Here is a 15,252-nt window from a genome sequence, read left to right as displayed (position 1 = left end):
GGCCGCGTTTTCGAGGATCGTCGCGCTGGGAGGGGTACCGTGGTCGGCTTTCGTCACGGTACCCCTGAGGTGCGGTTGCTCCCGGGCCACCAAAAGCCTTAATCCTCAAGGGAAAGAGGGAAGGAAGACGTGTTAGACGTCAACTTCTTCGATGAACTCCGGATCGGTCTCGCCACCGCCGACGACATTCGTCAGTGGTCCTTCGGCGAGGTGAAGAAGCCGGAGACCATCAACTACCGGACCCTGAAGCCGGAGAAGGACGGGCTCTTCTGCGAGAAGATCTTCGGTCCGACCCGGGACTGGGAATGCTACTGCGGCAAGTACAAGCGCGTCCGGTTCAAGGGCATCATCTGTGAGCGCTGCGGCGTCGAGGTGACCCGCGCCAAGGTGCGCCGCGAGCGGATGGGCCACATCGAGCTGGCCGCGCCGGTCACCCACATCTGGTACTTCAAGGGCGTGCCGTCGCGCCTGGGCTACCTGCTGGACTTGGCGCCCAAGGACCTCGAGAAGATCATCTACTTCGCGGCCTACGTGATCACCAACGTGAACACCGAGCTGCGGCACACCGATCTGCCGACGCTGGAGAACGAGATCGGCGTCGAGCGCAAGAACCTCGAGACCAAGCGCGACACCGACATCGAGGCCCGGGCGCAGAAGCTGGAAGCCGACCTGGCCGAGCTGGAGGCCGAGGGCGCCAAGTCCGACGTGCGCCGCAAGGTCAAGGAGGGCGGCGAGCGCGAGATGCGCCAGCTGCGCGACCGCGCCGGCCGCGAGCTGGACCGTCTCGAAGAGGTCTGGACCACCTTCACGAAGCTCGAACCGCGCCAGCTGATCGCGGACGAGCTGCTCTACCGCGAGCTGATCGACCGCTACGGCGAGTACTTCATCGGCGGCATGGGCGCGGAGGCGATCCAGAAGCTGGCCACCGAGTTCGACGTGGCCGCGGAGGCCGACAACCTGCGCGACACCATCCGCAACGGCAAGGGCCAGAAGAAGCTGCGCGCGCTCAAGCGGCTCAAGGTCGTGGCCGCCTTCCAGGCGACCGGCAACGACCCGCGCGGGATGGTGCTGGACGCGGTCCCGGTGATCCCGCCGGACCTGCGCCCGATGGTGCAGCTCGACGGTGGCCGCTTCGCCACCTCGGACCTCAACGACCTGTACCGCCGGGTGATCAACCGGAACAACCGGCTCAAGCGGCTGATCGACCTCGGCGCGCCCGAGATCATCGTGAACAACGAGAAGCGGATGCTGCAGGAGGCCGTCGACGCGCTGTTCGACAACGGCCGCCGCGGGCGTCCGGTCACCGGTCCGGGCAACCGGCCGCTGAAGTCGCTGTCGGATCTGCTCAAGGGCAAGCAGGGCCGGTTCCGCCAGAACCTGCTCGGCAAGCGCGTGGACTACTCCGGCCGTTCGGTGATCATCGTCGGGCCGCAGCTGAAGCTGCACCAGTGCGGTCTGCCGAAGGACATGGCGCTGGAGCTGTTCAAGCCGTTCGTGATGAAGCGGCTGGTGGACCTCAACCACGCGCAGAACATCAAGTCCGCCAAGCGGATGGTGGAGCGTTCGCGCCCGCAGGTGTGGGACGTGCTGGAAGAGGTCATCACCGGCCACCCGGTGATGCTCAACCGGGCGCCGACCCTGCACCGGCTGGGTATCCAGGCCTTCGAGCCGCAGCTGGTGGAAGGCAAGGCCATCCAGCTGCACCCGCTGGTCTGCGAGGCGTTCAACGCGGACTTCGACGGTGACCAGATGGCGGTGCACCTGCCGCTGTCGGCCGAGGCGCAGGCCGAGGCGCGGATCCTGATGCTCTCGGCGAACAACATCCTCTCGCCGGCCTCGGGCCGTCCGCTGGCCATGCCGCGGCTGGACATGGTGACCGGGCTGTTCCACCTGACCCGGCTCAACGAGAACGCCGAGGGCGCGGGCAACGCGTACTCCTCGCCCGCCGAGGCGATCATGGCGTTCGACCGCAAGGCGCTGAGCCTGCACGCCCCGATCAAGATCCGGATCGCCGACCGGCAGCCGGCCAAGGCCGACGAGGCGCAGCTGGCCGAGGCGGGCTGGGAGCCGGGCCGGACCTGGCTGGCCGAGACGACCCTGGGCCGGGTGCTGTTCAACGACCTGCTGCCGGCGGACTACCCGTTCGTGAACGAGCCGATGCCGAAGAAGCGGCAGGCCGCGATCGTGAACGACCTCGCCGAGCGCTACTCGATGACGCAGGTCGCGCAGACCCTGGACAAGCTCAAGGACGCCGGTTTCTACTGGGCGACCCGCTCCGGGGTCACGGTGGCCATCTCGGACGTGCTGACCCCGGTCGGCAAGAAGGCCATTCTCGACGAGTACGAGGGCAAGGCCGACCAGGTCGAGAAGCGCTACCAGCGTGGTCAGCTCTCGCACACCGAGCGCAACAACGAGCTCGTCAAGGTGTGGACGCAGGCCACCGAAGAAGTGCACAAGATCATGGAGACGGCGCTGCCGGACGACAACCCGATCGCGATGATCGTGAAGTCCGGCGCGGCGGGCAACATGACGCAGGTCCGGTCGCTGGCCGGGATGCGTGGCCTGGTGTCGAACCCGAAGGGTGAGTACATCCCGCGCCCGATCAAGGCGAACTTCCGTGAGGGCCTGTCCGTGGCGGAGTACTTCATTGCCACGCACGGTGCCCGGAAGGGCTTGGCCGACACCGCGCTGCGGACCGCCGACTCGGGGTACCTGACCCGGCGTCTGGTGGACGTGTCGCAGGACGTCATCGTCCGCGAGGTCGACTGTGGCACCTCCCGCGGCATCAACATGCCGATCGGCGAGGAGTTCGACGGCAAGGTCGTGCGCGACCAGCACGTGGAGACCAGCGTGTACGCGCGGAACCTCGCGACGGACGCGATGGACGCCAAGGGCAACGTCGTGCTCAACGCGGGCGACGACATCGGTGACCCGGCGCTGGAGAAGCTGATCTCCAGCGGCATCACCAAGGTCAAGGTGCGCTCGGTGCTGACCTGCGAGTCGGCGGTCGGCGTGTGCGCGACCTGTTACGGCCGTTCGATGGCGACCGGCCAGCTGGTCGACGTCGGCGAGGCGGTCGGCATTGTCGCCGCCCAGTCGATCGGTGAGCCGGGTACGCAGCTGACGATGCGTACCTTCCACCAGGGTGGTGTCGCCGGTGACGACATCACGACGGGTCTGCCCCGCGTCACCGAGCTGTTCGAGGCCCGGGTGCCCAAGGGCAAGGCGCCGATCGCGGACGTGGACGGCCGCGTGCGGATCGAGGAGAGCGAGCGGTTCTGGAAGATCACCCTGATCCCGGACGACGGGTCGGAGGAGATCGTCTTCGACAAGCTGTCCAAGCGGCAGCGGCTCGCCAACACCCCGAACGGCCCGCTGGGCGACGGCGACCACGTCGCGGTCGGTCAGCAGCTGCTCGAAGGCACGCCGGACCCGCACGAGGTGCTGCGGGTCATGGGGCCGCGCGAGGCCCAGATGCACCTGACCGACGAGGTCCAGAAGGTGTACCGGGCGCAGGGTGTGTCGATCCACGACAAGCACATCGAGGTCATCGTGCGGCAGATGCTGCGCCGCGTGACGATCATCGACTCCGGCGGCACCGACTTCCTGCCGGGCGAACTGCCCGAGCGGACCAAGTTCGAGGCGCGCAACCGTTCCACGGTCGCCGAGGGCGGGGAGCCGGCCTCAGGCCGTCCGGTGCTGATGGGCATCACGAAGGCGTCGCTGACCACCGACTCCTGGCTGTCCGCGGCCTCCTTCCAGGAGACCACGCGCGTGCTGACCGACGCGGCCATCAACGGCCGCAGCGACCGGCTCGTGGGCCTCAAGGAGAACGTGATCATCGGTAAGCTGATCCCGGCCGGCACCGGGATCAACCGCTACCGCAACATCCAGGTGCAGCCGACCGAGGAGGCCCGGGTCGCGGCTTACGCGATTCCGTCCTACGACGACGGCTACTACACCCCGGATGTCTTCGGTTCCGGCACCGGCGCCGCGGTTCCGCTGGACGACTACGACTTCGGTCGCGACTTCCGCTGAACCCCGCGTAGCCAGCCGAGCAAAGGGCCCTGGAATGCCTCCCGCGTTCCAGGGCCCTTCGCTGTGTCATGGGGTTTCGGCGCTGTGAAGGGGCCCTTCACGGACTCAGAGTCCGTGAAGGGCCCCTTCACAGCCCTTGTCGCAGGATTCGTCCGTTGCGGGCGACGAGGAGTGGCGTGTCGAGGCCGGAGAAGTCCTCGCTGACGCGGCCGGGGAACAGCACCAGGTCCGCGATCTTTCCTGCTTCGATCGAACCGATCTCGTTGTGCAGATCGAGATTCTGTGCTGCAGCGAGCGTCGCCGCACGCACGACGGCGAGGTGCGGCAGGCCCAGTGCGGCCATGCCACGCATTTCGCGCGCGACCATGGTGTGGGGATTGTGCGGGGTGCCCGCGTCGGTTCCGAGGGCGACCCGGATACCCGCCGCCACCGCACTGCGAAACATCCCGCGTGCGCGATCCCGTTGTTCGAGCGCCTTCTCGACGACCCGGTCGGGCGGAGTGCCGTCCGGATCGAGGATTCCTTCCAGCGCAACCAGCGTCGGCACGAGGAAGGTGCCCTGCTCGTTCGCGATCTCCATCAGCTCTTCGTCGAGATGGAAGCCGTGTTCAAGCGAGTCGACCCCGGCGGCGAGAGCGTTTGCGATCCCCTCTCGGCCGATGGCGTGCGCAGCCACCCGGCGGCCGGCTGCATGCGCTTCCCGCACGATCCAGCTCAGCTCGTCCTCGTGCAGCGCGATCTGAGCGGGGTGGCGGCCTGGCGTGAGCACGCCGCCGGTGGCGATCACCTTGATGAAGTCGGCCCCCAGGCTCACTTCCCGGCGCACAGCCCGGCGCGCCTGATCAGTCCCGTCGACTTCGACGCCCATGTAGTGGCTGTGTCCGCCGGTCATCGTCAGCACTCGGCCGGCGGCGACCACCCGTGGTCCCTCGGCCAGGCCGTCGGCGATCGCGGTGGCCACATCGATCGCCGTGCCGTTCGCGGCGCCGCAGTCTCGAACAGTCGTGATGCCGTAGTCGAGACTTGCCTGAGCGTTTGCCAAGGCTCGCACCGCCGCGGTTGTCGCCGAATCGGCGGTGATCTGGCCGGCGAAGTCCGCGGCTCCGTCGTTGGCGAGGTGCACGTGGGCGTTGATGAGCCCAGGCAGCAGGCTCGCCCCGGCGGCTTCGACGACGGGGTGCTCGCCGAACGAAGGGGCGGACTCATCGGGGCCGATCCACGCGATGCGGCCGTGGTCGACGACGACAGTGGTCGCCGGGGCGGGCGCCGCACCGGTGCCGTTGACAACCGTCGCGTTCCGGATCATCCATACCTCGTCAGCGGCCGGTGACCTGGACATCACGGCTCGCTCTGGACCGAGGGCAGGAACCCGGCCATTCGCACCTGTTCGAGGTAGCGCTCCAGGTGGCCGGCTCGCGAGAAGACCGCCTCGAAGGCCCGTGCCGCGTCTTCGGCGCGGCCGGCGCGCTCCAGGAGGACCGCACGCCAGAAGGCCGCCTCTTGATTGTCCCCGAGCACAGTGCCGGCGTCGGCGAGGCTTGCCAGCGCGGCATCGAGATCGGCTTCCGGCACTCCTTCGTACGGGCCGATCATGAGTCCCGGTGCGAACAGGATGCTGCCGACCTGGTCGAAAGCCCGGTGGACGCGGACGAGACGCTCGAGTTCGCCGACGGGGTCGGGATGATCGTCGACCCGGATGTCGATCGGGATCTCCCGCCATGGCGTGTCGGAGCGCGTTCCCGAACCGACGAGCAAGGACGCCGACTGCGAGCCGCGCGCGTCACCGCCGGCGTCCTCCGCCGCCCGCAGGCCCGCAAGGACTCGATCGGCAAGGTCACCCGGTTCGGCCCGGTACGCCTCGAGCATGGCGCGCACCACCTCTTCGGCCACGAGCATGTTCCCTTGGGCTGCAACGTTTTCCGCGGAGATCGACAGGAATGCCGGAATGCAGGCCGCACCGGTGAACGCCGCCGACCGGCCCTGCGCGTCGACCATCCCGACCTGCCGGAATCCCCGCTGGCCGTCGGCCGCGCTCAGGTCGTCGAGAACCTCCTGGGGATGCCGCCCTTGCGCCAGCCCGCGCAATCCCCGCGGTCCGTAGTCGATATCGACGAATGACTGTGTCGCCACCGCACCGACTCCCGGCTCGATCCAGGCGACAAGCCGGCCGACCGCGAAGAAATGGGACTGGGCACCGACAGCGAACTGCCCCGTGAGCGGGTCGCGAGCCACGATCGAATAAGTCACCGTGCCTCCCTTGTACGGTAGAGGTGCTGGAGTGAACGAGTCATCGTTGCCGTTCCCCGGCGAAGCCTTCAGCGCCGGCGATGTTCCGCGAAATCAAGCGCGCGATGTGGTGCGGATCCTCCACCATCGGCAGGTGCCCGATGCCGGGGAGGAGAACGACCCTGGCGTCGAAGATCACGCCGAGGTCGTCGGCCATGGCGGGGGGACAGGTGGGATCCTCCTCGCCCGTGATGACCAGGGTCGGCGGATACGTACCGGCGAGCCGCCGTGCGAGCTCCAGGGCGCTGTCCGTGCCGAACGTCGCTCGGACCATGCGCGAAACCACCTCCGGGTCCCGGCCCCCGGCGAGTTCGACGACTCTGTCCGCCGCTCCCGGTGCGGACCGTGAGCCGATGATCTCCGGGGTCAGGGACGCCATCCAGGCCGCCACTCCGTCCTGCGAAAGCACCTGGCAAACGGCCTCGATCGCGTCAGGAGCCATCCTGGCTTCGACGGCAGCTCCCATGAGGGTGATGCTGGCGAGCAGCTCCGGACGGAGTGCGTGCAGCTCGACCGCGACGGCACCCCCGATCGATCCGCCTACGAGGTGTACACGGGAGTACCCATGACGATCGATGACCGCCGCGAGATCGCGCGCGTAGTCGGCCGCGCGAAACGGGCCACCTGTCTCCGATTCCCCGTGCCCACGGTAGTCGACGGCGATGATTTCCCGGTTCTCGTCTTTCAGCGCTTCTGCGACCTCCGTCCACACCGCTGCTCCGGTGTTCAACGGATGGGCGCACGCGATCGCAGTGCCTTCGCCGTGCGCGGGCCAGCGCAGATACGAGATTCGCTGGCCCGCACAAGCGACGGAGTCCCGCACCGGACCCGCCACCGAAGCGCCGGGCGCCGGGCTGCTCATGCGTCCTGCGGAAACTTGACCGCGCCCTCGGCTGCCGCAAAGGAACAGTGGAAGTGCCAGATCTTCCACACCTTTGCGCCGGCGCCGTCATCGCGGCGAAAGACCTCGGTGATGCGGATCCGGCTGCGCTCACCGGTCGCCACCACCGTCCCGGAATCGCCGGATCCACCGATCACGACATCCCACTCGTCGAGGAGGTAGGCGAGGTCCCCGTGCACGAACACGACGGGCTCCTGGATCTTCTCGAGCGCAAGATCCATACCGAGCGTCCGCAGGCCCTCCCACAGCCGGATCTTCTCGGCGAGGTCATAGGTGAATCCGTTGAGGTTGAACTGGTGGTAGCCGGGATCGGCGAAGTTCGGTGTCATCTTTTCGATTTCGAGACCATTGTTCGAGTACATCCATGCTTCGTGTACCGCGATGATCTCGGCGGTGTCCTGGTCCGACATGTCATTCCCTTCCGGTTGGTGCTGATCTCCGCGATGCGGGTGGCCGCCGTGGCGCGAAGCCGGCCGGCGAAGACGACCCGGGCGAGGAACCCGCAGATCCGCTCCTCGCCCGGGTTCTCGAAGACCCGCTAGCGCGGCAGGCCTTCCTCGACCATGGCGCCGTACAGTTCCGGCCGACGCTTTGTCAGCAGGGGGAACGCTTCTCGAACCTGATCGACGAGATCGAGATCGATGGTCGTGGTGACGATTCCTTCGCCGTCCGACGCGATGGCCACCGGAACGCCCCACGGATCCACGATCATCGACCGTCCGACGAACGAGACACCGCTGGTCGGATCGATCCCGGTCATACCGGAGCCCACCACGAACACCTGGTTCTCGGTCGCCCTGGCACGGAGCAGGAACTCCCAGTGGTCGAGGCGCGGGCTGAGGAATCCGGTTACGCACAAAATGATCCGGGCGCCCTTGAGCGCGAGCACGCGATAGACCTCCGGCCAGCGCAGATCCGCGCAGATCGAAATACCCAGCGGTCCGAAGTCCGTCTCGAACACCGGCAGGTCGGATCCGGGGACGATATTGTCCGACTCCATGAACGGCTTCGGAATGTCGGCACGACCGGGGGCGTCGCAAAGGTGGGTCTTGGAGTACGAACCCACAATCCCGTCCGGCCCGATGACCGGCGCGATGTTGTGGTATCGCCCGTCGATCAGGGTGAACGAGGAGCCGACTATGTAGACGCCAAGGTGACGGGCGCGCTCCTGCAGCACCTGGACGCTCGGCCCCTCGACGGGCTCCGCGATGTCGCTGAAGTCCCCCTTCTCATAGGTGGCCAAGCCGGTGCCGGTCCAGACTTCCGGCAACACGATCAGCTGCGCACCGCGTGCCGCGGCCCGGTCGATCAGGGAGAGTGCCAGTTTGACGGTGCCGGCCTTGTCTCCTTCGATCGGCCTGAACTGGACGCACCCGATGGTCAATTCGTTCACGGTCATCTCCATTTCTGGTCTCTGCTCAGCTGGGATTCTCGACCAGATTGCGTGCTGGGCGAGACTCTTCGTCGATCTGGTTCAGGGGAATGCCGGCGGTCTCTTTGAGGAAGAAGGTCACGATCAGTACCACTATCGCTACGCCGGTGATATAGAACGCAGGTGCCAGATTGTTCCCCGTCCGGGAGATCATCCAGGTGCTCAGGAACGGTGCTGTTCCGGCAAACAACACGTACGCGGCGTTGTATCCGATCGCACCGCCGGTGAACCTCACCCGGCTGGGGAACAATTCGATGAATATCGAGCCGACTGTGCCGCCGTAGATCCCGACGCCGATGGCGATCAGCGACTGGCCGAACGCGGCGGACCACAGAGTGCCTCCGCCGGCGATCAGGAAGGCGGGGATCGGCATGATGATCATCAGCACCGTGCCGACCGTCAGTACCGGCTTCCTTCCCCATCGATCCGACAAGTAGCCGGATACGATGGTCAAGATGAACACGACGACGAAGGAAATGCTGTTGGACAGCAGCGCGTTGTTCGAGGATATGCCGACCTGTACCGTCAGGTAGCTGGACATATAGCCGCTGAGCATGTAGAAGCCCAGGCCGGAGAGGACCGCGATCGCGAAGGTGACGGAAAGTGAACGCTTGAATTGGGTGAACACCTCGCGAAAGGGAGCGCGCGTAACCTTTTCTCGGGCGCGAGCTTCCTCGAAGACGGGCGATTCGTTGAGCCGGCGGCGCATGTAGAGGCCGACGAGTGACATGGCGCCGCCGAGCAGGAAGGGGATCCGCCAGCCCCACGCTGCGAACGAGGCGGAGGTCATGACGTTCTGCAGCAGGAGAACGAAGAGCGCCGCGAAGATCGGCGGGACTGCCGCGAACGCCGAGGTAAGGGCGACCAGGAAGCCACGTCTTCGCGGATCGGAATACTCCGACACCAGCGTGTTCGAGCCGATGAGTTCCGCGCCGGCCGAGAGCCCCTGGATCAACCGGCAGACCAGCAACAGCACAGGTGCCCAGATGCCGATCACCGCGTAGGTGGGGAGAATGCCGACCCCGGCGGTTGCCGCACCCATCAGCAGAATGATCGTCGACAGGACGTTGCGGCGGCCTCGGCGGTCGCCGATATGGCCGAACAGCAACCCGCCCAGCGGGCGCATCAAAAAGCCGACTCCGTAGATGGCAAATGTCGCCAGGAGTGCGGCGACCGGGTCGGTCGCGGGAAAAAACTGCTTGCCGATGGTGACCGCAAGATAGCCGTATACGACGAAGTCGTACCACTCGACGAACTGGCCGATCGCCGCCGAGCCGACGGCTCGCTTCCGCATTGAAACATCCGTCACAGCAAACCTCCGCGTTGAGCTTTGTCTCGAGCCGAGGCGGCCGGGGTGGGGGCTACGGCCGTCAAAACGTTTTGACGGGTACGGTAAGGTCGGTCCGGGTGGATGTCAAGACCCGCCCTGGAGACCGTCTCCGGTGAGGAGTTCGAGCAGATGGGAAGCCCGAGGCGACGTGGCCGGGTGACGATTCGCGATGTTGCCGAGCGTGCCAACGTCTCGGTCAGCACGGTTTCGCACACGTTCTCCGGCAAGCGCCCGATCTCCGAGGAGACGCGACGCCGCGTGCTCGAAACAGCCGAGGAGCTTCGGTACTCGCCGAACCCGTCGGCGCAGTCCCTCAAGCTGGGCCGTTCCGGCCTGGTGGGGCTCGTGCTCCGGCCCCGGGACGCGATCGCGGGCTCGATCAGCGGAACCGAGACCATCGTCCGCCTCATCGGGGCGATCGCTGTCCACGTGGTGGAGCGGAACTGCGCGCTGGTCCTCGTGCCGTCCTTCGGGGACGCATCACTGCGCCAGGTCCCGGTCGACGGGTACATCGTCGCCGGCCCCTACGGCAGTGACCCGGTGGTCGACGAGCTGCTGGAGCGGAACCTTCCCACGGTGATGATCGAAGAGGACCCCGATCGACCCGACCTGCCCTGGGTTGCCGCACTCGACCACGCGGACGGGATGACAAGAATCCTCGACGGGCTCGAAGCGCGGGGCGCGCGCAACATTCTCGCGATCGTCGGCAAGGAGAACAACGCCTGGACCCGCTACTCCCGCGAAGTATTCCTTGACTGGAGCAAGCGACGGGGGCGGTCGCCACTGGTCGAAGAACTCTACGAAGGCGAGGGCGTACAGGGTGCGCGGCTTCTGGTGGAGCCGTATCTCGCCCGGCCGGATCGACCCGATGCGGTAGTCACCTCCGCGGGCCGCTTCGCCGCCGGCGTCGCCGACATTGCGCAGAAGCTCGGGCTGCGAATTCCGCAGGACTTGATGATCGCGTCGCTGCTCGACAGCGGCTACACCCGATCCCACGAGCCGGCGATCACGAGCCTGCAGGCCCCGATCGAGGAACTCGGCGGGCGGGCGGTCGCCCTTCTCTTCGACGAGCTGGACGGCCGGCAGCCCGCGCCTGATCAGGAGCCGCTCAAGGGTGTCATCGAGTGGCGCGCCTCGACCGGCGATTGATACCGGATTCTCCTCCGCGGTAAGGAGTCTCTCGCGCTGCCCGGTCGTCTCCTGGTGCCACGTGCGGTGTCCACTTCGGCCGGTCGGGCGAGGTACCGGTGATACCGCGAGACCACGTCGGCGAGGTACCCCCGGATGATCTTCGCGGCTTCCGGATCCGTGGCCGCGACCTCGGTGATCGTCCATTCCGTCCCCTCACCCCGCGGAGGCCGGTCCCCGGGCCGGTTTCGGGTCTGTGAAGGGGCCCTTCACAGACTCAGAGTCCGTGAAGGGCCCCTTCACAGACCTCCGCGGCCTGCGGAGGGCCCTTCACGCCAGACTTTGCCGACACCGACTTTGCCGACACTCTGTCTCGGGGAGGCCGTCCGGTCATTTCGGTGCCCGGTACCGTGCCTCCGGCAGGGGAAACCGAAACGAGGAGTGCGTCATGGACGGCAGCGCGAACGCCGAGCCGCAGGGGGAGACGAAGCGCAGGGGCAGCCACGCCGCGCCGGAAGGGGCCGGGGTGCACCCGTTGATCGACCTCTCCCGGGACCCGAACCCGGGGTACCCCGACCACGCGAAGCCGGACGAGGAATAGCCGGGGTACCGCTCGGCGTTCTGCCCCGTGGATTCCTGTATGGATTTCCCGCGCGGCACCGCCGCGCGGGCCCCCGATCCGGGGTTACGATGGCCGGTCGCCGCCGGTAGCGACCCCCGCCCGGACCCTGCGCGCAGTGGCCGGGTATCTTTGGAGACCGTGCCCGGCAGGCGTCGGGCCGCTCCGCGTGCCGTTGGGCATGAGCGGGGTGCTTGCGCACCCGGTTCACCGGCCTCGTCCACGTGGGGATCCGACGGAAAATCCCTCCGGGAAGTTACCGGTCGAGAGACCGTGACACGGGCCGACACGCCCGACCGCGGGGGCCGGTGAAGACACGAAGAAGCAAGATCGCGACAGAAAGCTGGTCCATTGCCCACGATCCAGCAGCTGGTCCGCAAGGGCCGCCAGGACAAGGCTGCCAAGCAGAAGACCGCGGCCCTCAAGGGGAGCCCGCAGCGTCGTGGCGTGTGCACCCGCGTGTACACCACGACCCCGAAGAAGCCGAACTCGGCCCTGCGCAAGGTTGCTCGTGTGAAGCTGACCAGCGGTATCGAGGTCACCGCATACATCCCTGGTGAGGGTCACAACCTCCAGGAGCACTCGATGGTGCTCGTGCGCGGCGGCCGGGTGAAGGACCTGCCGGGTGTTCGCTACAAGATCATCCGCGGTTCCCTCGACACCCAGGGTGTGAAGAACCGCAAGCAGGCGCGCAGCCGGTACGGCGCGAAGAAGGAGAAGAGCTAATGCCTCGCAAGGGTCCCGCGCCGAAGCGGCCGCTGATCTCCGACCCCGTCTACGCCTCCCCGCTGGTCACCCAGCTGGTGAACAAGGTGCTCAAGGACGGCAAGCGGTCCCTGGCCGAGCGCATCGTCTACGGCGCGCTGGAAGGCGCCCGCGAGAAGACCGGCACCGACCCGGTCGTCACGCTCAAGCGCGCGCTCGACAACGTGAAGCCCACCATCGAGGTGAAGAGCCGCCGCGTCGGTGGTGCCACCTACCAGGTGCCGATCGAGGTCAAGCCCGGCCGCTCCACCACGCTGGCGCTGCGCTGGCTGGTCTCCTTCTCGCAGGCCCGCCGCGAGAAGACGATGATCGAGCGGCTGCAGAACGAGCTGCTGGACGCGAGCAACGGCCTTGGCGCCAGCGTCAAGCGTCGTGAGGACACCCACAAGATGGCCGAGTCGAACAAGGCCTTCGCGCACTACCGCTGGTGATTACCGCCCGGCTGCCGATGCAAGCCATGCCGGGCCCCACGCTTGAGACAGGGGAACATTCTCGTGGCACGTGACGTGCTGACCGACCTGAACAAGGTCCGCAACATCGGGATCATGGCGCACATCGACGCCGGCAAGACCACCACCACCGAGCGGATCCTGTTCTACACCGGGATCAACTACAAGCTCGGCGAAGTCCACGACGGCGCCGCCACCATGGACTGGATGGAGGAGGAGCAGAAGCGGGGGATCACCATCACCTCGGCTGCCACCACCACCTTCTGGGCCGACCACCAGATCAACCTGATCGACACCCCCGGGCACGTCGACTTCACCGTCGAGGTGGAGCGCAACCTGCGGGTGCTCGACGGCGCGGTCGCCGTGTTCGACGGCAAGGAAGGCGTCGAGCCGCAGTCCGAGCAGGTCTGGCGGCAGGCGGACAAGTACGACGTCCCGCGCATCTGCTTCGTCAACAAGATGGACAAGCTGGGTGCGGACTTCTACTACACCCTCAAGACGATCGAGGATCGGCTCGGGGTCAAGCCGCTGGCCATCCAGCTGCCGATCGGTGCCGAGAACGAGTTCGAGGGCGTCATCGACCTGGTCCGGATGAAGGCACTGGTCTGGAAGGGCGAGGTCCAGAAGGGCGAGGACTACGCCGTCGAGGACATCCCGGCCGACCTGGCCGACCGGGCCGCGGAGTACCGCGAGAAGCTGATCGAGGCCGTCGCCGAGACCGACGACGCGCTGATGGAGAAGTTCCTCGAGGGTGAGGAGCTGTCCGAGGCCGAGATCAAGTCCGGCATCCGCAAGCTCGTGATCACCCGTGCGGCGTTCCCGGTGCTGGCCGGTTCCGCGTTCAAGAACAAGGGCGTCCAGCCCATGCTCGACGCGGTCATCGACTACCTGCCCTCGCCGCTGGACGTGCCCGCCGTGGAGGGCCTGCTGCCCGACGGCGAGACCGCGGTCAGCCGCAAGGCCTCGGTGGACGAGCCGTTCGCGGCGCTGGCGTTCAAGATCGCCGCGCACCCGTTCTTCGGCAAGCTGACCTACATCCGGGTCTACTCGGGCAAGGTCTCCGCCGGCGCCCAGGTCGTCAACGCGACCAAGGAGCGCAAGGAGCGCATCGGGAAGATCTTCCAGATGCACTCCAACAAGGAGAACCCGGTCGACGACGCCCAGGTCGGCCACATCTACGCGGTCATCGGCCTGAAGGACACCACCACCGGGGACACCCTGGCCGACCCGCAGAACCCGATCGTGCTTGAGTCGATGACCTTCCCGGAGCCGGTCATCCGGGTGGCCATCGAGCCGAAGACGAAGGCCGACCAGGAGAAGCTCTCCCTGGCGATCCAGAAGCTGGCCGAGGAAGACCCCACGTTCCAGGTCAAGCTGGACGAGGAGACCGGCCAGACGATCATCGCCGGCATGGGCGAGCTGCACCTCGAGGTGCTCGTCAACCGGATGAAGTCCGACTACAAGGTCGAGGCGAACATCGGTAAGCCGCAGGTGGCCTACCGTGAGACGATCAAGAAGACGGTGGACAAACTCGACTACGTCCACAAGAAGCAGACCGGTGGTTCCGGCCAGTTCGCGAAGGTCATCGTGAAGCTGGAGCCGCTCGAGCGCACCGACGGTGCCCTCTACGAGTTCGACAACAAGGTCACCGGTGGCCGCGTGCCGCGGGAGTACATCCCGTCGGTCGACGCGGGCGCCCAGGACGCCATGCAGTACGGCGTGCTGGCCGGCTACCCGCTCGTCGGGTTGAAGTTCACCTTGTTGGATGGCGCGTACCACGAGGTCGACTCTTCGGAAATGGCGTTCAAGATCGCCGGTTCGATGGCGATGAAGGAAGCCGCGAGGAAGGCCGGTCCGGTCATCCTCGAGCCGATGATGGCCGTCGAGGTCACGACTCCCGAGGACTACATGGGAGACGTGATCGGCGACCTCAACTCCCGCCGTGGCCAGATCCAGGCCATGGAGGAGCGCGCCGGTACCCGTGTCGTGAAGGCACTGGTCCCACTGTCGGAGATGTTCGGTTACGTCGGTGACCTGCGGTCCCGCACCCAGGGCCGGGCGAACTACTCCATGGTGTTCGACTCCTACGCCGAGGTTCCCGCGAACGTCGCGAAGGAAATCATCGCGAAGGCGACCGGAGAGTAATCCCCGGCCGCACGCGGGCACAGGAAAGCTCCTGAACGTCCGCAGCACCGACGAGAAATCCGCCGACGTAGGTCTTCCCGCGGAGGCGGCGTCAAACAGAGCGCCGGCCGGCAGCCACGTCGGCCGGTGCGCACCAAGCGAAATCCAGTCCAGGAGGAC

The 15,252-nt window shown here is 66.8% G+C and carries 12 protein-coding genes; 6 read left to right on the top strand and 6 right to left on the bottom strand.

The window, feature by feature from the left end; translation table 11 throughout:
• The first annotated feature begins 129 nt into the window (after positions 1-129).
• Positions 130-4,038, top strand: a complete 3,909-nt coding sequence (locus ATK36_RS13285) for a DNA-directed RNA polymerase subunit beta' (RefSeq protein ID WP_098511631.1) — start codon at positions 130-132, stop codon at positions 4,036-4,038.
• 127 nt (positions 4,039-4,165) lie between these two features.
• Here the strand turns inward: ATK36_RS13285 and ATK36_RS13280 are convergent, their stop codons facing one another.
• The 6 genes from ATK36_RS13280 to ATK36_RS13255 form a co-directional block, all read right to left on the bottom strand.
• On the bottom strand, positions 4,166-5,344 hold the full coding sequence (locus ATK36_RS13280) for a metal-dependent hydrolase family protein (protein ID WP_211291869.1): 1,179 nt from the start codon (positions 5,342-5,344) through the stop codon (positions 4,166-4,168).
• Between the two features lie 32 nt (positions 5,345-5,376).
• Positions 5,377-6,285 carry a DUF1028 domain-containing protein gene (locus ATK36_RS13275; RefSeq protein ID WP_170069716.1) on the bottom strand — a complete coding sequence of 303 codons (909 nt, stop codon included), beginning with the start codon at positions 6,283-6,285 and terminating at the stop codon, positions 5,377-5,379.
• 40 nt (positions 6,286-6,325) lie between these two features.
• Entirely contained in the window at positions 6,326-7,186 is an 861-nt protein-coding gene (locus tag ATK36_RS13270; protein ID WP_098511627.1) for an alpha/beta fold hydrolase, read from the bottom strand.
• On the bottom strand, positions 7,183-7,635 hold the full coding sequence (locus ATK36_RS13265; RefSeq protein WP_098511625.1) for a Cif family virulence factor: 453 nt from the start codon (positions 7,633-7,635) through the stop codon (positions 7,183-7,185). The genes ATK36_RS13270 and ATK36_RS13265 overlap by 4 nt, the downstream gene beginning before the upstream one ends.
• Positions 7,636-7,763: 128 nt before the next feature.
• On the bottom strand, positions 7,764-8,618 hold the full coding sequence (locus ATK36_RS13260; RefSeq protein WP_170069715.1) for a carbon-nitrogen hydrolase family protein: 855 nt from the start codon (positions 8,616-8,618) through the stop codon (positions 7,764-7,766).
• A 25-nt stretch (positions 8,619-8,643) separates the two neighbouring features.
• Positions 8,644-9,951 (bottom strand): MFS transporter, encoded by a 1,308-nt coding sequence (locus ATK36_RS13255; RefSeq protein ID WP_098511622.1) that lies wholly within the window; start codon positions 9,949-9,951, stop codon positions 8,644-8,646.
• 117 nt (positions 9,952-10,068) lie between these two features.
• Between ATK36_RS13255 and ATK36_RS13250 the strand changes: the two genes are divergently transcribed.
• From ATK36_RS13250 to fusA, 5 genes are all read left to right on the top strand, one after another.
• Entirely contained in the window at positions 10,069-11,136 is a 1,068-nt protein-coding gene (locus ATK36_RS13250; RefSeq protein WP_098511621.1) for a LacI family DNA-binding transcriptional regulator, read from the top strand.
• Between the two features lie 427 nt (positions 11,137-11,563).
• Positions 11,564-11,716 carry a hypothetical protein gene (locus tag ATK36_RS32205; RefSeq protein WP_098511619.1) on the top strand — a complete coding sequence of 51 codons (153 nt, stop codon included), beginning with the start codon at positions 11,564-11,566 and terminating at the stop codon, positions 11,714-11,716.
• A gap of 369 nt (positions 11,717-12,085) precedes the next feature.
• The gene (gene rpsL, locus ATK36_RS13240; RefSeq protein WP_003102113.1) at positions 12,086-12,460 is read left to right on the top strand and encodes a 30S ribosomal protein S12; all 375 of its coding nucleotides are present in this window, start codon (positions 12,086-12,088) and stop codon (positions 12,458-12,460) included.
• A complete protein-coding gene (gene rpsG, locus ATK36_RS13235; protein WP_007031033.1) occupies positions 12,460-12,930 on the top strand; it encodes a 30S ribosomal protein S7 in 471 nt (156 codons plus the stop codon). The genes rpsL and rpsG overlap by 1 nt, the downstream gene beginning before the upstream one ends.
• Before the next feature lie 63 nt (positions 12,931-12,993).
• Entirely contained in the window at positions 12,994-15,093 is a 2,100-nt protein-coding gene (fusA, locus tag ATK36_RS13230) for an elongation factor G (protein ID WP_098511618.1), read from the top strand.
• Positions 15,094-15,252: the final 159 nt, after the last annotated feature.

This window comes from Amycolatopsis sulphurea (assembly GCF_002564045.1).
Taxonomy (GTDB): domain Bacteria; phylum Actinomycetota; class Actinomycetes; order Mycobacteriales; family Pseudonocardiaceae; genus Amycolatopsis; species Amycolatopsis sulphurea.
This window is presented reverse-complemented; position numbering and strand designations above follow the sequence as displayed.